General features: G+C 70.3%; 15 protein-coding genes. 12 read left to right on the top strand and 3 right to left on the bottom strand.

Annotated elements, in window-relative coordinates; translation table 11 throughout:
• Positions 1–8: 8 nt before the first annotated feature.
• From HNR30_RS01245 to HNR30_RS01260, 4 genes are all read left to right on the top strand, one after another.
• The gene (locus HNR30_RS01245) at positions 9–1,280 is read left to right on the top strand and encodes an ABC transporter substrate-binding protein (RefSeq protein ID WP_181607445.1); all 1,272 of its coding nucleotides are present in this window, start codon (positions 9–11) and stop codon (positions 1,278–1,280) included.
• 58 nt (positions 1,281–1,338) lie between these two features.
• Positions 1,339–2,631, top strand: a complete 1,293-nt coding sequence (locus HNR30_RS01250) for a Gfo/Idh/MocA family protein (protein WP_181607447.1) — start codon at positions 1,339–1,341, stop codon at positions 2,629–2,631.
• Positions 2,632–2,851: 220 nt separating this feature from the next.
• A complete protein-coding gene (locus HNR30_RS47160) occupies positions 2,852–3,910 on the top strand; it encodes an alpha/beta hydrolase family protein (protein ID WP_181607449.1) in 1,059 nt (352 codons plus the stop codon).
• Positions 3,901–4,881: a LacI family DNA-binding transcriptional regulator gene (locus HNR30_RS01260; protein WP_181607452.1), complete on the top strand. Its 981-nt coding sequence runs from the start codon at positions 3,901–3,903 to the stop codon at positions 4,879–4,881. Before HNR30_RS47160 ends, HNR30_RS01260 begins: the two co-directional genes overlap by 10 nt.
• 26 nt (positions 4,882–4,907) lie before the next feature.
• Here HNR30_RS01260 and HNR30_RS01265 read toward each other — a convergent pair whose 3' ends face one another.
• Positions 4,908–7,286: a SpoIIE family protein phosphatase gene (locus HNR30_RS01265; RefSeq protein WP_181607464.1), complete on the bottom strand. Its 2,379-nt coding sequence runs from the start codon at positions 7,284–7,286 to the stop codon at positions 4,908–4,910.
• 96 nt (positions 7,287–7,382) lie between these two features.
• Between HNR30_RS01265 and HNR30_RS01270 the strand changes: the two genes are divergently transcribed.
• From HNR30_RS01270 to HNR30_RS01305, 8 genes are all read left to right on the top strand, one after another.
• Entirely contained in the window at positions 7,383–12,551 is a 5,169-nt protein-coding gene (locus HNR30_RS01270) for a HAMP domain-containing protein (RefSeq protein ID WP_181607475.1), read from the top strand.
• Positions 12,548–13,168, top strand: a complete 621-nt coding sequence (locus HNR30_RS01275) for a response regulator (RefSeq protein ID WP_181607484.1) — start codon at positions 12,548–12,550, stop codon at positions 13,166–13,168. The genes HNR30_RS01270 and HNR30_RS01275 overlap by 4 nt, the downstream gene beginning before the upstream one ends.
• A gap of 72 nt (positions 13,169–13,240) precedes the next feature.
• Complete coding sequence (locus HNR30_RS01280; RefSeq protein WP_181607486.1) at positions 13,241–15,754, top strand: FtsK/SpoIIIE family DNA translocase; 2,514 nt, start codon at positions 13,241–13,243, stop codon at positions 15,752–15,754.
• 69 nt (positions 15,755–15,823) lie between these two features.
• Positions 15,824–16,603, top strand: a complete 780-nt coding sequence (locus HNR30_RS01285; RefSeq protein WP_181607489.1) for a helix-turn-helix domain-containing protein — start codon at positions 15,824–15,826, stop codon at positions 16,601–16,603.
• Between the two features lie 36 nt (positions 16,604–16,639).
• Positions 16,640–18,052, top strand: coding sequence for a 30S ribosomal protein S12 methylthiotransferase RimO (gene rimO / locus HNR30_RS01290; protein WP_181607498.1), 1,413 nt, complete (start codon positions 16,640–16,642; stop codon positions 18,050–18,052).
• Positions 18,049–18,621: a CDP-diacylglycerol--glycerol-3-phosphate 3-phosphatidyltransferase gene (pgsA, locus tag HNR30_RS01295; protein ID WP_181607500.1), complete on the top strand. Its 573-nt coding sequence runs from the start codon at positions 18,049–18,051 to the stop codon at positions 18,619–18,621. The genes rimO and pgsA overlap by 4 nt, the downstream gene beginning before the upstream one ends.
• Before the next feature lie 3 nt (positions 18,622–18,624).
• On the top strand, positions 18,625–19,113 hold the full coding sequence (locus tag HNR30_RS01300; RefSeq protein WP_181607504.1) for a CinA family protein: 489 nt from the start codon (positions 18,625–18,627) through the stop codon (positions 19,111–19,113).
• 208 nt (positions 19,114–19,321) lie between these two features.
• Complete coding sequence (locus HNR30_RS01305; protein ID WP_181608890.1) at positions 19,322–19,678, top strand: helix-turn-helix domain-containing protein; 357 nt, start codon at positions 19,322–19,324, stop codon at positions 19,676–19,678.
• Here HNR30_RS01305 and HNR30_RS01310 read toward each other — a convergent pair.
• The gene (locus HNR30_RS01310; protein ID WP_181607507.1) at positions 19,675–20,424 is read right to left on the bottom strand and encodes a DNA-formamidopyrimidine glycosylase family protein; all 750 of its coding nucleotides are present in this window, start codon (positions 20,422–20,424) and stop codon (positions 19,675–19,677) included. The genes HNR30_RS01305 and HNR30_RS01310 overlap by 4 nt on opposite strands.
• Before the next feature lie 275 nt (positions 20,425–20,699).
• The gene (locus HNR30_RS01315; protein ID WP_181607511.1) at positions 20,700–21,149 is read right to left on the bottom strand and encodes an RrF2 family transcriptional regulator; all 450 of its coding nucleotides are present in this window, start codon (positions 21,147–21,149) and stop codon (positions 20,700–20,702) included.

The raw sequence follows: 21,149 nt of genomic DNA on the forward strand, positions 1-21,149 counted from the left end.
TAATCGCAGTGAAGCGCAAGTTCACGGTCGCCCTGCTCGCGACCGCGGTGATGGCGGCGGCCGCCGCGTGCGGTGGCGGCTCCGAGTCCGGCACCGAGGCCGGCGGCAAGACGAAGATCGTCTTCTCCTACTGGGGCAGCGACTCCCGTCAGAAGCTCACTGAGCAGGTCATCGCCAAGTTCGAGGAGAAGAACCCGACGATCGACGTCGAGGGCGACTTCTCCGACTGGGGCAGCTACTACGAGAAGCTGGCCACCAAGGTCGCCGCGGGCGACGCGCCCGACGTGATGACCATCGAGATCCGCGGCCTGGCCGAGTACGCCGGGCGCGGCGCGCTGGCCGACCTGACCGGCAAGGTCAACACCGCCGACCTCGACCAGCAGGTCCTCGCCGCCGGCCAGGTGGACGGCAAGCAGTACGCCATCCCGAGCGGCGTCAACACCTTCGCGGCGATGGTCAACAAGGCCACCGTCGAGAAGCAGGGCCAGCAGCTGCCCGACGACAAGGCCTGGACGTGGGACCAGTTCATCGAGACCAGCAAGGCGATCACCGAGAAGAGCGGCGGCTCCGTCTGGGGCACCGACTACAACTTCAACCCCGCCTTCCTGCAGGTCTTCGCCGCCCAGCGCGGTGAGAAGTTCTACGACAACGGCAAGATCGGCATGTCGGCCGACACGCTGAAGGCCTGGTGGGGCATCCACCAGAAGCTGATCGAGACCAAGGCCGCGCCCGACGCCGCCAAGATGGCCGAGATCGGCACCAACGTCGAGCAGGCGCTGCTGGCCACCAACACCGGCGCCTACGGCATCTGGTGGAGCAACCAGCTCGGCGCCCTGTCCAAGGGCTCCGGCCAGGAGCTCGACCTGCTCCGCCTGCCCAAGCTCGAAGGCGCCCCCTCCGGCGGCATGTTCCTGCAGCCGGCCATGCACTGGTCGATGTCGGCCAAGTCCGAGCACACGGCCGAGGCCCAGAAGTTCGTCGACTTCCTGCTCAACGACGCCGACGCCGGTGGCATCCTGCTCAGCGACCGCGGCCTGCCCACCAACGCCAAGGTGCTGGAGGCGATCAAGAGCAAGCTGACCCCGACCGACCAGAAGACGCTCGACTTCATCGAGTCGGTCAAGAGCGAGCTCAGCCCGACCGTCGTTCCGCCGAAGGGCGCCATGGAGATGGAGGACATCCTCAAGCGCAACTCCGAGGAGGTGCTGTTCGGCAAGACCACGCCGGACGCCGCCGCCGCGAAGTTCCTGCAGGAAGCCAACGCCGCGCTCGCCGGCTGACCACCACTGATGCGGGGCCGTCCGCGAGATCGGGCGGCCCCTCGGGGAGACACCTCAGATGAGATACGCCTTCGTCGGCACCGGGCACCGGATCCAGATGTACGTCGACGCGCTCGTCGGCGAGTGGAGCGACACCGGCCACATCGTCGGCTTCTGCGACCGCAACCAGACCCGCATGCAGTACTACGTCGAGCGGGCCGGCCGCCCCGTGCCCACCTACAAGCCCGAAGAGTTCGACTCCATGCTGGAGCAGTGCGACGCCGTCATCGTCGCCACGGTCGACGCCACCCACGCGGAGTACGTGGTGCGCGCGCTCGACGCCGGCAAGGACGTCATCTGCGAGAAGCCCCTGACCATCGACGCCGACGGCTGCGAGGAGATCCGCGCCGCCGCCGAACGCAACCCCGGCAAGCTGGTCGTCACCTTCAACTACCGCTACTCGCCGCGCAACTCCGCCGTGCGCCGGCTCATCGCCGCCGGCGAGATCGGCGAGGTCACCTCGGTGCACTTCGACTGGTCGCTCGACACCATCCACGGCGCCGACTACTTCCGCCGCTGGCACCGCGACAAGGCCAACTCAGGCGGCCTGCTGGTGCACAAGTCCACCCACCACTTCGACCTGGTCAACTGGTGGCTCGCCGCCGCAGCCGAGACCGTGTACGCCCAGGGCTCGCTGCGGTTCTACGGCGACGCCAACGCCGCCGGGCGCGGCATGACCGACCGGCCCGAGCGCGCCCTCGGCGCACCCGGCCTCGGCACCGACCCCTACCTGCTCGACCTGGCCGCCGACCCCCGGCTCAAGCGGCTCTACCTCGACGCCGAACACGAGGACGGCTACCACCGCGACCAGGACGTCTTCGCGCCCGGCATCACCATCGAGGACAACATGTCCGTGCTGGTGCGCTACGCGGGCGGGGCGCAGCTCACCTACAACCTGGTCGCGCACGCGCCCTCCGAGGGCTACCGGGTGGTGTTCAACGGCACGGGCGGGCGGATCGAGCTGACCGTCTGCGAGCGCACCTGGACCCCGCCGCACGCCGCCATCGACCCCAGCGCGGCCTCCAAGGAACACGTCACCGACGCCTGGGAGAAGCTGGTGCTGCACCGGCTGTGGGAGCCGCCCCAGGAGATCGAGATCGAGCGGGGCGCCGGCGGGCACGGTGGCGGCGACCGGCTGCTGCTGGACGACGTCTTCCGCGGCGCCGGCGACGACCCGCTCAGGCGGCAGGCCGGGTACGTCGACGGCATCCGCAGCGTCCTGGTGGGCGCGGCGGCCAACGAGGCCATCCGCTCCGGCCAGGTCGTCCACCTGGCCGACGGCGGCACCCGGCTGGCGGCCCGTGCGGTCTGACACCCCGCGCCCGACGCCCGACGCCCGCCCCGCCGGGCCGCACGCTCCGGCGAACGGCAGGCCCGCCGTCGCGCCGGATGAGGCGCCCGTGGCCGTGCCTGGCTCCCCGGCCGTGGGCGTGCCGGGCTCTTCGGCCGGGTCGGGGTCCTCTGCTGTGTCGGGATCCTCTGCTGTGTCGGGGTCCTCGGCCGGGCTGGGGCCTTTCGCGGGGTTGGCCGAGGTGGCGGGGCGTCAGTTCGGCCTGTTTCCCGAGCCCGGCACCGAGCTCGGGCCCGAGGCTGGGCCCGAGCTGGCGAAGGCCGCGCGGGAGGCCATCGGCGTGCTCGACCTGGCCGCCGCCGACGTGCGCACCGAGCGCGCGTGGAGCGCCGACGGGCTGGCCTGCGAGGAGGTCTCCTGGGACGTCGGCTTCGGCCCCCGCACCCACGCCTACGTCCTGCGTCCCGCCGACGCGGGTGACGCGGTGCTGCCCGGCGTGGTGGCGCTGCACTGTCACGCGGGCATGAAGTGGGCGGGCAAGGAGAAGATCGCCGACCCGCCGTACGGCCCGTCCCCCGAGGTCGTACGGCTGCGCGAGGCGATCTACGGCGGCCTGGCCTGGGCGGGAGAGCTGGCCAGGCGGGGCTTCACCGTCCTGGCCCACGACGTCTTCACCTGGGGCAGCCGCCGCTTCCCCCTCGGCGACGCCCAGGGGGACGCCTATGACGAGGCGGCCGGGCTCCACGAGCAGGTCGTCGCCAAGCACTGCACCGTCCTGGGCACCTCCTACGCGGGTGTGGTGGCGGGCGAGGATCTGGCCGCCGCGGCGTACCTGCGGTCCCGCCCCGACACGGGCCCGGTGGGGTGCGCGGGGTTGTCGGGCGGCGGGATGCGCGCCGTGATGCTGGGCGCGTTCGACGCCGAGGTGGCCGCCGTCGCCTCGGTCGCGATGATCTCCTCCTACCGCGACCTGCTCGACGAGGGATACCTCGCCAGGCATACCTGGATGCTGTATCCTCCCGGCCTGTCCAGGCTGTGTGACCTGCCCGATCTGGCGGCGTGCGCGGCCCCCCGGCCGTTGCTGGTCTGGTACGGCGAGCACGACGAGATCCTTCCGCTCACCGGGATGCGCCGGGCCCATGCCATGATCGAGCGGCACTACGGGCATCGGCACGCACCGGGTGGCTACACCGGGATTTTCGGCGACGCGGGGCACAGTTTCGGCCGTCAGGCCCAGGAGCGAGTGTTTCGGTGGCTCGCGCGCCACCTGATCATGGAAGAAGGCACAGCGTGGCGGTGACGATTCGGGACGTGGCCAAGGCGTCTGGGGTGCATGTCTCGACGGTGTCGCGGACGTTCTCCGCCCCGCACCTGGTGAACGCCGAGACACGCACGAGGGTGCTGGCGATCGCGGAAGGGCTCGGCTACCGGCCCAACCGGGCGGCCAGGGCCCTGACGACGGGGCGTACCCACAACCTGGGGCTGATCGTGGCGGACATCGCCAACCCGTTCTTCCCCCCGCTGATCAAGGCCGCGCAGGCGCAGGCGCGTGAGCGTGACTACCACGTCTTCGTCGCCGACACCGACGAGGACCCGCTGATGGAGCAGGAGCTCATCGAGACCCTGTCGAAGCAGGTCGACGGGGTGCTGCTGTGCAGCCCGCGACTGTCGAACAGGATGATAGAGAAGCTGCGCGCCGAGGTGCCGTTCGTCGTGGTCAACCGGCGGGTGAAGGGACTGACGACGGTGCTCATGGACGTGGGGCAGGGCGCCCGCGCGGCCATCGGGCACCTGGTCTCGCTCGGCCACCGCCGCATCGCGCTGCTGACCGGCCCCGACGGGTCGTGGACGAGCGAGGAGATGCGGACGGCGGCGGCGAGCGCGGCGGGAGACTTCGACGTGGAGTTGTCGGTGCTCGGGCCGAACGAGCCGACCGAGCAGGGCGGCATCGCGGCGGCCGACAAGGTCGCCGGGTCGACGGCGGTGTTGTGCTACAACGACCTGGTCGCGCTGGGGCTCATCGAGGGGTTGACGGACCGGGGGCTGAAGGTGCCCGACGACGTGAGCGTGGTCGGGGTCGACGACAGCCTGCCGGGGCGGTTGAACAAGCCGAAGCTGACGACCATCACCATGCCGACGGCCGCGGCCGGGCGCATGGCGGTCGATCTGCTGCTGGCCGCCGTGGGTGCGGGGGAGTCGGGGACGCCGACGCTGGCGCGGCTGGAGACCAGCCTGGTGATCCGCGAATCGACCGGCGCCGCCCCCGCCTGAGGTCGCCCCACCCAAGGCCGAGAGGTTCAGCCGGGGGTGGGGTGCTTGGCCCGCAGCACCAGCACCGCCATGTCGTCCCTGATCGGCAGCGGCGAGTAGGCGTCGACCGCCTGCCGTACCCTCTCGGCCACCGCCCCGGCGCTGAGCCCCCGGCACTGCGCGAGCAGCCGCGCCAGGCCGTCGTTGTCGTCGAGCTGGCGCCGTCCGTCGCGCCGCTCGGTGACACCGTCGGTCACGCAAACGAGCACGTCGTCGGGCGCCATCTCGAAGGTCTCGTCGAAGAAGGTGGCCGTGGTGTCCACGCCCAGCAGCAGCTGCGCGGAGGCCACCGCCTCGACCCTGCCGTGGCGGCGCAGCAGCAGCGGCGGCGGGTGCCCGGCCGAGGCGATCGTGCACCGGGCGCCGCCGTCGGGCAGCGGAACCAGGGTCCCGCACAACATGCTGAGGAAGCGTCCCTCCTCGACCTCGTCCAGGAGCGCCCGGTTGAGCCGGTCGAGGATGTCGGCGACCGGGTAGAGCTCGCGGGCGAACAGCCGTACGGCATGGCGGGCCAGCCCTGTCACCGCGGCGGCCTCAGGGCCGCTGCCGCTGACGTCGCCCAGCGCGAAGCACCACTGCCCCGACACCTCGAACAGGTCGTAGAAGTCGCCGCCCGCCTGGGCGCCTTCGCCGGCGGGCAGGTAGATCACCGCGGACTCGACGCCCGGCATCGGGGCGGTGCGCATGGGCAGCAGGCTGCGTTGCAGGACCAGCGCGGTCTGCGTCTGGCGGGAGTAGAGCCGGGCGGTGTGCAGGTTGAGCGACACGTGGCGGCACAGGTCCTCCACGAGCGCGCGCAGCTCCTGCGGCAGGGGACGGTCAGGGCACGACACCACAAGCGTGCCGAGCCCTTCGCCGCCGAGGCTGAGCGGGAAGGCCACCACGCCCGGCAGGCCGACCCCTGGTGACCACAACGAGGCGGGCAGGCTGTCGCGCAGTTCGGCGTTGCGCCGCTCGTCGGCGTGCCAGGCCTGGGCCAGGCGGCTGACGCCGGTCTGGTCGGTCAGGTAGACCGCGGCCCACCGCGCGATCTTGGGTACGACGAGCTGGGTGGTCAGCGCGGCCAGCAGGCGCTCGTCGTGCACCCCGGCGAGCAGCTCGCCGGCCTCGGCCAGGAAGGTCAGCCGCCCGCGCTGCGCCCGCTCGCGTTCGGCCAGGCGCAGCCTGCCCACGGACACGGCGAGCCGGTCGGCCAGGTGCTTCAGCTCGATGACCAGCTCGCGCCCGAACCGGTCGGCCTCGGCCGCCACGGCGACCACGAACCCGGCCGTGGCGCCGCCTGACTCGACGGGCACGCAGGCCAGCGACCTGGCGCCGAGCCGTACGGCCAGCTCGGGGTCGGACTCGGCCAGGTCGTCCACCAGCCGCGGGCCTGGCCGGTCGGTCTCGAAGGGGCCCTTGGCCGGAAGCGGCGGCAGCTCGCGCGGGTGTCCGGCCTCCGCTGCGGCCGACAGCAGCCCGTCGGTCCCCGCCATGAGCACGTAGGCCGCGGACCCGCCGGCCGCCAGGTGCGCCATGCGTGCGGCGGCGTCGAGCAGCTCGGGGAGGGGCAGGTCGCTGTCGAGCACGTCCACGGCCCGGGTGGCGCGGGCCGGTGCGGCCGATTCGGCCAGCAGCCCGCCGTGCCGGGCGGCGACGATCATCCAGCAGGTCAGCGTGCCCGTGCGCACGTGGGACAGGTACACCGCGACCTGCCCGCCCGAGCGATGGCGCAGGGTGGCGGGCCCGCGCCAGCGCCCCAGCTGCAGCACCTGCTCGGCCGAGAGTTCCCGGTCGCCCGCGCCGCTCATCCCGGCCAGCTCGGCGAGCGGGAGCCCCAGGGCGTCGGCGGCGGCGTGGCCGAGCATGGTCTCGGCTTCGCCGTTCCAGGAGCGGATCCTGCCGTCGGGCCCGGCGGTGACGACCGCGATCGTCACGTCGTCGAGGTCGTGCGGCGGCGCCGGGGCGGGGTGAAGCGGGCCGTCGTCGATGTCCATGCGGAACCAGACCTGCTTGACCGCACGGCTGTAGGTGACGCCCCACGTCGTGGCGAGGTCGGCGGTCAGGGACAGGCCACGGCCGTGGCTCTCCAGCGCGCCGGGATCGGGCGCGGGCGCGGCGGGCACCGCGCGGGTCGGGTAGCGGTCGGTGACCGCGATCTCCAGGTAGGCGGGACTCGCGGTGAGCTCCAGCCGGCAGGTCAGCTCGACGTCGGTGCCCGCGTGGATCACCGCGTTCGTGACGAGCTCGCTGGTCAGCAGCACCGCGTCGTCCGCGGCTTCGGTCAGGTGCCAGTCCGTCAGGGTGTCTCGGACGAAACGACGGGCCGCGGCTGCCGCCAGGGGAGTGCCGGTGAAGCTCCGCGAGGAAACCCGTGTCGTGTTCACGTGACTTCCTAGAACATCACTCAATGTGCAGATTAGGTGACTCTCAGAGTGGCAGACTGAGTCGTCTGCTACAGGCAGTTGTGAAAGAAGGCTGCGATGGCTCCCCAGCTCGAGGCCGACCTCCGTCCCCTGCTCGTGGCCCTCCACGGGCTGCGCGACGGCAACTTCCACAAACGGCTGGAGGTGCCCCCCGACGGCGTCCTGGTCGAGCTGGCGATCGCCTTCAACCAGGTCGTCGACCGCAACGAGCACCTCACCAGGGAGCTGACCAGGGTGCGCAGCGAGGTCGCCCGCCAGGGTCATCTCGACGAGCGGGTCACGGCCAGCCCCGGCACGGGGGCGTGGGCGGTCAACGTGGCGGCGGCCAACACGCTCATCGACGCGCTGGTGATCCCGGCAGCCCGGGCCACGCGGGTGCTCAACGCGGTCGCGGACGGCGACCTGTCGCAGCGCTTCGACCTGCAGGAGGGCAACCGGCCCCTGCGCGGCGGCCTGCGGCTGATGGGCAAGGCGGTCAACCGCATGGTCGACCAGCTGGCGTTGTTCTCCGGTGAGGTCACGCGCGTGGCGCGTGAGGTGGGCACGGAGGGGCGGCTCGGCGGCCGGGCCAACGTGCAGGGCATGTCGGGCAGCTGGCGCGACGTGACCGAGGCGGTCAACGCGATGGCCAGCCGGCTCACGGCGCAGGTGCGCGACATCGCGGTGGTCACCACGTCGGTGGCCAACGGCGATCTCACCCGCAAGGTGACCGTGGAGGCGACGGGCGAGCTGCTGGAGCTCAAGCTCACCGTGAACACGATGGTGGACCAGCTGTCGGCGTTCGCTGACGAGGTGACGCGCGTCGCGCGCGAGGTCGGCACTGAGGGACGGCTCGGCGGCCAGGCGCAGGTCCGTGGGGTGTCGGGGGTGTGGAAGGACCTCACCGACAACGTCAACTTCATGGCCTCCAACCTCACCACCCAGGTCCGCGACATCGCCCAGGTCGCGACGGCGGTGGCGAAGGGCGACCTCTCGCGAAAGATCACGGTGGAGGTCAAGGGTGAGATCTACCAGCTGAAGGACACCCTCAACACGATGGTGGACCAGCTGAGCGCGTTCGCCGACGAGGTGACGCGGGTGGCGCGCGAGGTGGGCACCGAGGGCCAGCTGGGCGGCCGGGCCGAGGTGAAGGGCGTCTCCGGCACCTGGAAGGACCTGACCGACAACGTCAACTTCATGGCCACCAACCTCACCACCCAGGTGCGCAGCATCGCCCAGGTGACCACCGCGGTGGCCAACGGCGACCTGTCCAAGAAGATCACCGTCGACGCCAGGGGCGAGATCCTCCAGCTGAAGGACACCATCAACACGATGGTCGACCAGCTGAGCGCGTTCGCCAGCGAGGTGACCCGCGTGGCCCGCGAGGTCGGCACCGAAGGCCAGCTGGGCGGCCAGGCGCAGGTCCGTGGGGTGTCGGGGGTGTGGAAGGACCTCACCGACAACGTCAACTTCATGGCCTCCAACCTGACCTCGCAGGTGCGCTCGATCGCGCTGGTGACGACGGCGGTGGCCAACGGCGACCTGTCGAAGAAGATCACGGTCGACGTGAAGGGCGAGATCCTGCAGCTGAAGGACACCGTGAACACGATGGTGGACCAGCTGTCGGCGTTCGCCGACGAGGTGACGCGCGTGGCGCGTGAGGTGGGCACGGAGGGTCGGCTGGGTGGTCAGGCGCAGGTGCGCGGGGTGTCGGGGGTGTGGAAGGACCTCACCGACAACGTCAACTTCATGGCCTCCAACCTGACCTCCCAGGTGCGTGACATCGCCCAGATCACCACCGCCGTGGCCAACGGCGACCTGTCGAAGAAGATCACGGTCGACGTGAAGGGCGAGATCCTGCAGCTGAAGGACACCGTGAACACGATGGTGGACCAGCTGTCGGCGTTCGCCGACGAGGTGACGCGCGTGGCGCGTGAGGTGGGCACGGAGGGTCGGCTGGGTGGTCAGGCGCAGGTCCGTGGGGTGTCGGGGGTGTGGAAGGACCTCACCGACAACGTCAACTTCATGGCCGACAACCTCACCACCCAGGTCCGCAACATCGCCCAGGTCGCCACCGCCGTCGCGCAGGGCGACCTGACCCGGAAGATCACCGTCGAGGTGAAGGGCGAGATCCTCGAGCTCACCGAGACCATCAACACCATGGTCGACCAGCTGTCCGCGTTCGCCGACGAGGTCACCCGGGTGGCCCGCGAGGTCGGTACGGCAGGCCAGCTCGGAGGCCGGGCCGAGGTCAAGGGGGCCTCCGGCACCTGGAAGGACCTCACCGACAACGTCAACTTCATGGCCTCCAACCTGACCACCCAGGTGCGCTCGATCGCCCAGGTGACCACGGCCATCGCCAACGGCGACCTGTCCAAGAAGATCGACGTCGACGCCCGCGGCGAGATCCTCCAGCTGAAGGACACCATCAACTCCACCGTCGACCAGTTGAGCGCCTTCGCCGACGAGGTGACGCGTGTCGCGCGCGAGGTCGGCACGGAGGGTCGGCTGGGTGGTCAGGCGCAGGTGCGCGGGGTGTCGGGGGTGTGGAAGGACCTCACCGACAACGTCAACTTCATGGCGGGCAACCTGACCTCCCAGGTGCGCAGCATCGCCGTCGTGACGACGGCCATCGCCAACGGCGACCTGTCCAAGAAGATCACGGTCACCGCCCGCGGCGAGATCCTCCAGCTGAAGGACACCATCAACACCACCGTGGACCAGCTGCTGGCGTTCGCCGACGAGGTGTCACGCGTGGCCCGCGAGGTCGGCACCGACGGACGGCTCGGCGGCCAGGCGCAGGTGCGCGGGGTGTCGGGGGTGTGGAAGGACCTCACCGACAACGTCAACTTCATGGCCTCCAACCTCACCTCCCAGGTGCGCAACATCGCCCAGGTCGCCACGGCCGTCGCCAACGGCGACCTGTCCAAGAAGATCGACGTCGACGCCCGCGGCGAGATCCTCGAACTGAAGACCACGATCAACACCATGGTCGACACCCTCAGCCGCTTCTCCTCGGAGGTCACCCGCGTCGCCCGCGAGGTCGGCTCGGAGGGCAGGCTCGGCGGTCAGGCCGAGGTCGAGGGTGTCTACGGCACCTGGGAGCGGCTCACCAGCAACGTCAACGAGCTCGCCGGCAACCTCACCACCCAGGTGCGCGCCATCGCCGAGGTGGCCAGCGCCGTCGCCCAGGGAGACCTGAGCCGCACGATCTCGCTGGAGGCCAAGGGCGAGGTGGCCGAGCTGAAGAACAACGTCAACCTCATGGTCGCCACCCTGCGCGAGACCACCCGCGCCAAGGACTGGCTCGAAAGCAACCTGGCCCGCATCGCCGGGCTCATGCAGGGCCACCGCGACCTCGTCGAGGTGGCCGACCTCATCCTGTCCGAGATCACCCCGCTGGTCTCGGCCCACTACGGCGCCTTCTTCCTGGCCGAGCGCGACCCGTACGAAGAACCGGTGCTGGCCCTCATCGCGGGATACGGCGGCTCGGCCCTGCCCAGCCAGGAGATCCGGCCGGTCAAGTTCGGCCACGGACTGGTCGGCCAGGCGGCGGTGGAGAAGCAGCGGATCCTGCTGGCCGAGGTGCCCTCCGACTACATCAAGATCCAGTCGGGGCTCGGCGAGTCCGCCCCCGCGAGCGTCGTCATCCTGCCCATCCCCTTCGAGGACCAGGTGCTCGGCGTGATCGAGCTGGCCTCCTTCAACCGTTTCAGCGACGTGCACCTGGCCTTCTTCGACCAGTTCGTGGTGACCATCGGTGTGGCGATCAACACCATCATCGCCAACTCGCGCACCGAGGCGCTGCTGTCGGAATCGCAGCGCCTGGCCGTACAGCTGCAGGGCCGCTCGGACGACATGCAGCGCCAGCAGGCCGAGCTGCGCAAGTCCAACGCGGCGCTGGAGGAGAAGGCGCAGCTGCTGGCGACGTCGAGCCGCTACAAGTCGGAGTTCCTCGCCAACATGTCGCACGAGCTGCGCACCCCGCTCAACAGCCTGCTCATCCTCGCCAGGCTCCTGGCCGACAACCCCGACGGCAACCTGTCGTCGCAGGAGGTGGAGTTCGCCTCCACCATCCACAACGCGGGCAGCGACCTGCTGCAGCTGATCAACGACATCCTCGACCTGTCCAAGATCGAGGCGGGCCGCATGGACGTGCGCCCCGAGACGGTGCCGCTGAGCAAGCTGCTCGACTACGTCGACGCCACCTTCCGCCCGCTGACCGCCGACCGTGGGCTCGCCTTCGAGATCGAGGTACGGCCAGGCGTGCCGCGCGAGCTGTTCGCCGACGAGCGGCGCCTGCAGCAGATCCTGCGCAACCTGCTGTCCAACGCGGTCAAGTTCACCGCCAGCGGCGAGGTGCGGCTGGAGGTCTCCAACGCCGGACGCCACGCCTTCGACGACCCCTCGCTGGAGACCGAGGAGGACGTCATCGCCTACGCGGTCACCGACACCGGCATCGGCATCGCCGCCGACAAGCTGCCCGCCATTTTCGGTGCCTTCCAGCAGGCCGACGGCACCACCAGCCGCAAGTACGGCGGCACCGGCCTGGGACTGTCGATCAGCAGCGAGATCGCCCGCCTGCTCGGCGGCGAGATCCACGTCTCCAGCGAGCCGGGCAGGGGCAGCACCTTCACCCTCTACGTGCCCGCCCGCTGCCCCGCCCCGCTGGTCAGCCCTGGACCCGACGACGACCACCAGGCGCGGCCGGAGACACGGCACCGGCCGGCCGAGGCCCCGCCACCGCAGGAGCAGGACGCGGAATGGCCCGCCGAGCAGGGCGGCGAGCTGTGGTACTCCGCGGCCAGGCTGACCGAGCTCAAGGCGGGCCCGATCGGCAGGATGTTCGACGGCCGCCGGGTGCTGATCGTCGACGACGACATCCGCAACGTCTACGCCCTCACCCACGTGCTGAGCCGCCTCGGCCTGGAGGTGGCCTACGCCGAGAACGGCCGCGAAGGCATCGACACGCTCGAACGCGAGGAGCGGATCGAGCTGGTGCTGATGGACGTCATGATGCCCGGGATGGACGGCTACGAGACCATGGCGGTCGTACGGCAGATGCCGCAGTACACCACGCTCCCCATCATCGCCCTGACGGCCAAGGCCATGCCGGGCGACCGCGACACCGCCATCGCCAGAGGCGCCTCCGACTACGTGCCCAAGCCGGTCGACCTCGACCACCTGCTGGAGGTCATGCGCAGCTGGCTCGGCGGAGAGCGGCTGACGGAAGAGGTCGCCGGATGAACCGCCGGGTCAAGATCCTGCTGGTCGACGACCGCGACGAGAGCCTCATGGCGCTCGAGGCGGTGCTGCGCCCGCTCCAGCAGACCCTGCTGCGCGCCAAGTCGGGGCAGGAGGCGATGAAGCTCATGCTGCGCCATGACGTGGCGGTCGTCCTGCTCGACGTGCTCATGCCCGGCATGGACGGCTTCGAGACCGCCACCCACATCAAGCGGCTCGACAAGACCAAGGACGTGCCGATCATCTTCCTCACCGGCACCGACAGCGGGTCGGGCGCCTCCTTTCGCGGATACGCGGTGGGCGCCGTCGACTACATCACCAAGCCCTTCGATCCGTGGGTGCTGCGCTCCAAGGTCGCCGTCTTCATCGACCTGTTCCGCAAGACCGTGCGGCTGCAGGAGCAGACCACGCTGCTGCGCGAGCTGATCCGCCAGGACGACAGGCTGGCCGCCAACGGCAGGGCGATCGCCGAGTTCGGCGAGCGGCTGGCGGCCGTGGAGTCGCGGCTGAGCGGCGTCTGCGCCGAGCGGCCCGACGACGACGTGCTGAAGGAGGCGGTCGCGGAGCTGGCGGAGCGGGTGGCGGCCATGCAGTCGGCCTTCGAGGCGGTCAAGCTCTGAAAAGCGGGTTCGGGGGGCTTGTCCCGGCGTGGCACAGTGCGACCGGGCGGTCTCCGACGTACCTTTGGCATCATGGCCACCCGTACGCCGAAAAGCACATCGAAAGGGCCGGCGAAGCGGTCGACCTCCTCTCGGTCGGGGTCGGGCGGCTCACCGGCCAAGCGGACGACAAGCTCGGGCAGCTCGTCGTCGCGCTCGCGGCCCAGGGCGTCGGCCAAGAAGCCGGTGACGCACCAGGACCCCATCACCTGGGTGTTCACCATGATCGGCAAGCTGATCGTCGGCCTGTGGATGCTGGTGGCCAACGGGCTCGGTGCGGCCGCGCGGGCGCTGGGCAACCAGGCCAGGGAGCTCGATCCGGCGCACCGGCGCGACGGGGTAGGCCTGGCGTGGCTGGCGGTCGCGATCGTGCTGGCCGCGATGACGTGGCGCACGACCAAGGGCGACGTGGCCGGGTTCGTCTCCACGGTCGAGAGCGCGATCTTCGGCTCGCTGGCCTGGGCGGTGCCGCTCCTGCTGGGCCTGCTGGCCTGGCGCTACCTGCGTCACCCCGACCAGAACGCCGACACCGGACGCATGATCATCGGCTGGGCCGCGCTGCTCGCCGGGGTGCTGGGCATCGTCCACGTCGCCAACGGCACGCCGTACCCGTCGGGTGGCAACAACGACACGATGGAGCGGGTGTCGCAGGCGGGCGGCATGGTCGGCTTCATCGTCTCCGCGCCGCCGATGAGCATCCTGCCCGCCTTCGTGACGATCCCGCTGCTGCTGATCCTGTCGGTCTTCGGCGTGCTGGTGATCACCGCGACGCCGGTGCACCGCATCCCCGAGCGGCTGGCCGAGCTGCGCCACATGCTCCTCGACCGCGGCACTCCCCAGCCGGGCGATCCCGTGCGGCGCAGCCGTACGAAGAAGAAGGAAGGCCAGGACCTGCCCGACGGCGTCAAGCCGTACGACTCGCCGGTCATCAAGGAAGACGACAAGCGGGCCGACCACTCTCCGGAGATCGTGCCGGGTCTCACCGCCGACGACGACGATCCGCCGGTCAAGGTCTCCAAGCCCGAGCCGCCCGAGCCCACCCCCGCCCCCCGCAAGGTGGAGCAGCTCGTGCTCTCCCCGCAGGCCGGGCCGTACATCCTGCCCGACCTGCAGAGCCTCAAGGGCGGCAGCGCCCCCAAGCCGGCGACCAAGGCCAACAGCGTGGTCGTCAACGCTCTGACCAGCGTGATGGAGCAGTTCGCCATCGACGCGCAGGTGATCGGCTTCACCCGCGGCCCGACGGTCACGCGCTACGAGATCGAGCTGGGCCCCGCGGTGAAGGTGGAGAAGGTCACCGCCCTCACCAAGAACATCGCCTACGCCGTCAAGTCCGCCGACGTCCGCATCCTGTCGCCCATCCCGGGCAAGTCGGCGATCGGCGTCGAGATCCCGAACGCCGACAAGGACCTGGTGTCGCTGGGCGATGTGCTCAGGTCGCAGGTCGCCCAGGCCGACCACCACCCGATGATCGTCGGGCTGGGAAAGGACGTCGAAGGCCGGACGATCGTCGCCAACCTCGCCAAGATGCCGCACCTGCTCATCGCGGGCGCCACCGGCGCCGGTAAGTCGGTCTGCGTCAACGGCCTCATCACGTCGATTCTGATGCGCTCCACGCCCGACGAGGTGCGCATGGTGCTGGTCGACCCCAAGCGGGTCGAGCTGTCCGTCTACGAGGGCATCCCGCATCTCATCACCCCGATCATCACCAACCCCAAGAAGGCCGCTGAGGCTCTCGAATGGGTCGTGGGGGAGATGGACCGCCGCTACGACGACCTGGCGGCCAGCGGATTCCGCCACGTCGACGAGTTCAACAAGGCCGTCAAGGCGGGCAAGCTCCAGCCGCCCCCCGGCAGCGAGCGGGTCTACCAGCCCTACCCGTACCTCCTGGTGATCGTCGACGAGCTGGCCGACCTCATGATGGTCGCGCCGCGAGACGTCGAAGACTCCATCGTGCGCATCACCCAGCTGGCCCGTGCCGCGGGCATCCACCTGGTCATCGCCACCCAGCGGCCGTCGGTCGACGTCGTCACCGGCCTGATCAAGGCCAACGTGCCCTCCCGCCTGGCCTTCGCGGTGTCGTCGCTGACCGACTCGCGGGTCATCCTCGACCAGCCGGGCGCCGACAAGCTCGTCGGCCAGGGCGACGCGCTGTTCCTGCCGATGGGCGCGAGCAAGCCGATCCGCATCCAGAACGCCTTCGTCGGCGAGAAGGAGATCGCCGAGATCGTCGCCCACTGCAAGGGCCAGATGCAGGCCGAGTACCGGGAGGACGTCGCCGCCGCGCCGGTCAAGAAGGAGATCGACGAGGACATCGGCGACGACCTCGACCTGCTGCTGCAGGCGGCCGAGCTGATCGTGACCACGCAGTTCGGCTCCACGTCGATGCTCCAGCGCAAGCTGCGCGTCGGCTTCGCCAAGGCGGGACGGCTGATGGACCTCTTGGAAAGCCGGAATGTGGTCGGGCCCAGCGAAGGGTCAAAGGCTCGTGATGTGCTGGTCAAACCCGACGAGCTGGCCGGTCTGCTTGCGGATCTTCGCGGCGAATGACCCAGCTGTCCCCTGGGCATGGTGATTACTGATTGAATAAGTGTCACTACGCAAGGTCAGGGGCGGGGAGTGAACGAGCAGAGCATTGGCTCCATGCTGGCCGAGGCCAGGCGGGAGAAGGGACTGACCGTCGGGCAGCTGAGCGCGAGCACCCGCATTCGCGAGGCCGTGCTGTACGCCATCGAGCGCGACGACTTCTCCCTGTGCGGCGGAGACTTCTACGCCAGGGGGCACGTGAGGAGCTTCGCCAGGGCCGTCGGGCTCGACCCGGCGACCATGGTGCAGCTCTACGACGACCAGCACGGCGGGTTGCCCGTGCCGGTGAAGGCCACGGCCGTCTTCCAGGCCGACCGCAGGGTCAAGCTGCGCGAGCGGCGCGGCCCCAACTGGACGATGGCGCTGGGCGTGGCGCTGGCCATCGTCGTCGTGTTCGGCGTCGTGCGGGTGATGGGCGGCTCCGGCCAGACCCCGACGGCCGAGATCATGCCCGCCTCCAGCATCCCCAGCCTGCTGCCCAGCAACGTCGCGCCCGGCGACGTCGCCCCCGTCCAGCCGCGCCAGACCCAGGCGCAGTCCACCGCACGCAACCTCAAGATGGTCACCGTCAAGGTCCTGGCCAGGCGGTCGGCCTACGTGAACGTCCGAGACGCCAAGGGGCGCAAGCTCTTCGCCGGGACCCTGGCCAAGGGCAAGTCCTCAACCTGGAAGGCCCCCTCCGAGGTCAAGCTGCTCATCGGCGACGCCGGAGCGGTATCCCTGCAGGTCAACGGCAAGAACCTGGGCACACTCGGATCCCGTGGGCAGACCATCCGCCGCTCCTTCGGGCCCTCAGCGGCCAGGCCCCGGTGAAGGTGGTGGCCAAGTGCCGATACCGTAGAGGACACCATGTCATCCCGCAGAACCGTTTCCCTGATCACTCTGGGCTGCGCCCGCAACGAAGTCGACTCGGAAGAGCTCGCCGCGCGCCTGGAGGCTTCCGGCTGGCAGCTCGGTGAAGACGACCCCGACGTCGTCGTCGTCAACACCTGCGGGTTCATCGACTCCGCGAAGAAAGACTCCATCGACACGCTGCTGGCCGCCTCCGACTCCGGCGCCAAGGTGGTCGCCGCCGGCTGCATGGCCGAGCGCTACGGCAAGGAGCTGGCCGACGCCCTGCCCGAGGCCAGCGCCGTCATCTCCTTCGACGACTACACCACCATCGGCGAGCGTCTCGACGACGTGATGGAGGGGCGCGCGTTCGCCCCGCACACGCCGCGCGACCGCCGCACACTGCTGCCGCTCACGCCCGTCGAGCGCCGCTCGGTCGCGAAGAACATCCCGGGCCACGGCGAGACCGACCCGGCGGCGCCCTACCCCGCCAGCGGCCCGCGCGTCCTGCGCAAGCGGCTCGACGAGAGCCCCGTGGCCTCGCTCAAGCTGGCCTCCGGCTGCGACCGCCGCTGCACCTTCTGCGCCATCCCCGCCTTCCGCGGCTCTTACGTCTCCCGCACGCCAGAAGAGCTGCTGGCCGAGGCCGACTGGCTGGCCCACCGCGGGGTGCGCGAGCTGGTGCTGGTGAGCGAGAACTCCACCTCCTACGGCAAGGACCTGGGCGATCTGCGCGCGCTGGAGAAGCTGCTGCCGCAGCTGGCCGCGATCGAGGGCGTCGAGCGGGTGCGCGCGAGCTACCTCCAGCCTGCCGAGCTGCGACCTGGCCTGATCGAGGTGCTGGCCGCCACCGAGGGCGTGGCGCCGTACTTCGACCTGTCCTTCCAGCACGCCTCCGGCACGGTCCTGCGGCGTATGCGACGGTTCGGCGACCCCCAGCGTTTCCTGGAGCTGCTGGAGGCGGTCCGCAAACTCGCTCCCGAGGCGGGCGTGCGCTCCAACTTCATCGTGGGCTTCCCCGGCGAGACCGACGAGGAGTTCGGCGAGCTGGTCGGCTTCCTGGAGCAGGCCCGTCTCGACGTCATCGGCGTGTTCGGCTACTCCGACGAAGACGGCACCGAGGCCGCGACCTTCGAGGGCAAGCTGCCCCAGGAGGTCGTCGACGAGCGGGTGCGCCTCCTGACCGAGCTGGCCGAGGAGCTGACCTCGCAGCGCGCGGAGGAGCGCATCGGCCACGAGGTCGACGTGCTGATCGAGGAGGACCTGGGCGACGGCGGCTACGAAGGGCGCGCCGCCCACCAGGGACCCGAGGTCGACGGTTCCGTCACCGTGCAGGGCATCGGCCTGCTGCCCGGCCAGATCGTCCGCGCCACCGTGGTCGACTCCGAGGGCGTCGACCTGATCGCACGCATCAAGGCCGGCGGGCCGTGACGAAGGACGAGCGCCGCTTGGTGAGCCCCTGGAACATCGCGAACGTGCTCACGGTCCTCCGCTTGGCGCTCGTCCCGTTCTTCTTCGTCAGCCTGTTCCTGCCCGGCCCGACGTGGCGCTGGGTCGCCCTGGGCGTCTTCGCCGTGGGCTCGTTCACCGACTACCTCGACGGCGAGCTGGCCAGGCGCTACGGGCTGATCACCGACTTCGGCAAGATCGCCGACCCGATCGCCGACAAGGCGCTGACGGGCGCGGCGCTGGTGGGCCTGTCGATCCTGCAGGAGCTGCCGTGGTGGGTGACCGTGGTCATCCTCGGCAGGGAGCTGGGTGTGACGCTCCTGAGATTCTGGGTGATCCGCCACGGTGTGATACCTGCCAGCTACGGCGGCAAGGTCAAGACCGTCCTGCAGATGGCGGCGATCGTCCTCTACATCGTGCCCGGCGTGCCCGACATCGTGCGCTGGACCGTGATGGGCGCGGCGGTGGTGGTCACCGTGGCCACGGGTGTGGATTATGTCTGGCGGGCCGTGAAACTGCGTCAGGTCGCCAGGAAGGCCAGAGGGGAGTAGCCGATGCCCGCCGAGCACGTGCTGGACCTCCTCGTACGGCAGGCGGCCACGCTGGCCGTGGCCGAGTCGCTGACCGGCGGGATGATCGGCGCCGCGTTCACGGGAGTGCCCGGCTCGTCCAGGTCCTTCCGCGGCGGGGTGATCTCCTACGCCACCGATCTGAAGCACTCCCTGCTGGGCGTCCCAGACGACCTGCTGGCCCGCGAGGGCGCCGTGCACCCGGAGGTGGCCGCGGCGATGGCGCGGGGGGTGGCGGCGCTGTGCGGGTCGACCTACGGGCTGGCGGTCACCGGCGTGGCGGGCCCCGAGCCTCAGGACGGCCGGGCGGTGGGCACCGTTTTCGTGGCCGTCGCAGGTCCGGGAGGGGCTGTCCGTAGTAAAGATCTGAACTTGGAAGGGTCACGCGAACGTATCCGGGTAGAGACCGTTCAACAGGCAGTCGATCTGCTCGAAGGTGTGCTGAAGCAGAACATGGGGGAACATTCCGCATGATTACCGTGTTACGTCCCCAGCGAACATGCGATGCACGGTCTGACGCGGTGTCGGTGGATACGGGTACGGTGGAGCTGTGAGTGAGGTCCGTGAGCCATCTGGAAACCGGCAGCGACGCCCGATGATGACGGCGAGGAGTATGTACGAAGTCAAGAAGAAGGTTGCGCACGGCGGGGTGAAGCCGACCACGCCCGGGAGGGAGCGTCACATGATTCTGCTGCGTCAGCTGCTGGGTGACGTGCTGCGCCGGTTGCGTGTCCGGCAAGGACGCACTCTGCGCGAAGTGTCTCAGCTTGCGAGAGTCTCGCTGGGTTACCTGTCCGAGGTCGAACGCGGTCAGAAGGAAGCCTCTTCCGAACTGCTCGCCTCGATCTGTGGTGCCCTCGGCGTGCCGCTGTCGCAGGTGCTTCGCGAGGTGTCCGACCAGTTCGCACTCGCCGAGCTGCAGGCCACCCCGGTTTTGGCCGACGCACCCGAACACGAGCGTCTCCCCTTGTCGGAAACCGTCCCCGGTGCGATCACCGACACGGTCTTCCCCGAGGTCAAGGACATGGTGGCCGCCTAACGCGGCTGGCAGGTCCCACACCACAGGATCAGTCGCTCCTGTGGCGCTGCCCCCATCTCCCCGCGACTGATCAGCCCTCCGCATTGGCGACAGGGTCTTCCCGCCCTGCCGTAGACCCACCGACGATCGACCCGCCGCCGCGCGCCCTCTTCGAGGAGGCGCTGCGCCTGCGTGACCACGTCCTCCAGCTCCGCCACCTCACCGACCGGCCGCCACGGCCACAGCCCGCGCAGGAAGAGTGTCTCCGCGCGGTAGATCGTGCCGATCCCGGCCAGATTGCGCTGATCGAGCAGCGCCTCGCCGATCGTGCGCTCGGGCGCCCTCATGAGGTTGCGCGCCGCCAGCTCCGCATCCCAGTCGGGCCCCAGCAGGTCCGGGCCCAGATGCCCCACGACGGTGTCTTCGCGTTCTGTCCTGACCAGGTCGACCATGCCCAGCTTGAAGCCGACCGCCTGGTTGTCGGCGGTGGCCAGCACCAGCCTGACCTGGTCGCGGCCCGGCACCCGCGCGTACGGCGGCAAGATGCGCCAGCTCCCGTCCATGCGCAGGTGGGTGTGGACGGTCAGCCCGCCCTCCACCCTGGTCAGCAGGTGCTTGCCCCTGGAGACGGTCTCGAGCACCCGGCGGCCCGACAGGTCGGCCGTGGCGTGGCGCGGCACCCTGAAGTCGGAGCGCACCAGCACCTTGCCGTCGAGCGCCTCACGCAGCCTGGCCGCCGCACGGAAGACGGAGTCGCCCTCGGGCATCCCGGCTCACTCCCCGGCCAGCGGGCCAGTCACCGGCCTGCGGGTGTGGGATCGCTCCTCGGCCAAGACGCCGGTGCCCGGCTCGCGCGTGTGGGATCGCTTGTCGGTCATGATGGCGGTCGCTGTATCGCGCGTATGGGATCGTTGCCCGGTCATGGAGCCTGCCGCTCTTCCGCGCGTGGGAATCGTGTCCCGGTCAAGGCGCCCGTCGCCGGGCCGCGCGTGTCGGATCGGTTCCCGCATGGGAGGTGGGCTGCCGGCCCGCGCACGTCGGATCAGTCCCAGGCCGAGGGGTCGGCGGCCAGCTCGCGCACCCGGTTGGGCAGGTCGCCCTTGGCGACGTGCTCCAGGGTGACCTCCTCGAGGATCGCCCGCTCCGAGGCGCGCAGCGCGATCCACACCTGCTGGAGCGACTCGGCGGGCCCCCGGTAGCCCACGTGCTCGGGGCGCTCGCCGCGGACGTTGGCCAGCGGGCCGTCGACCGCCCTGATCACGTCGGCCAGGCTGATCTCTGCGGCGGGCCGGGCCAGCACGTAGCCGCCCTCCGGCCCCCGCTGCCCGCGCACGAGCCCGGCCCGGCGCATCTGCAGCAGGATGTTCTCGAGGTACTTGGGTGGCATGTCCTGCTCTTTGGCGAGCTCGCCCACGGTGGTCGGCCCGGCACCCGCCGCGGCGAGTTCGGCGGCGGCGCGAAGGGCGTAGTCGACACGAGCGGAAAGGCGCAT

The organism is Nonomuraea soli, from assembly GCF_013761175.1.
GTDB classification, from domain to species: Bacteria; Actinomycetota; Actinomycetes; order Streptosporangiales; family Streptosporangiaceae; genus Nonomuraea; species Nonomuraea soli.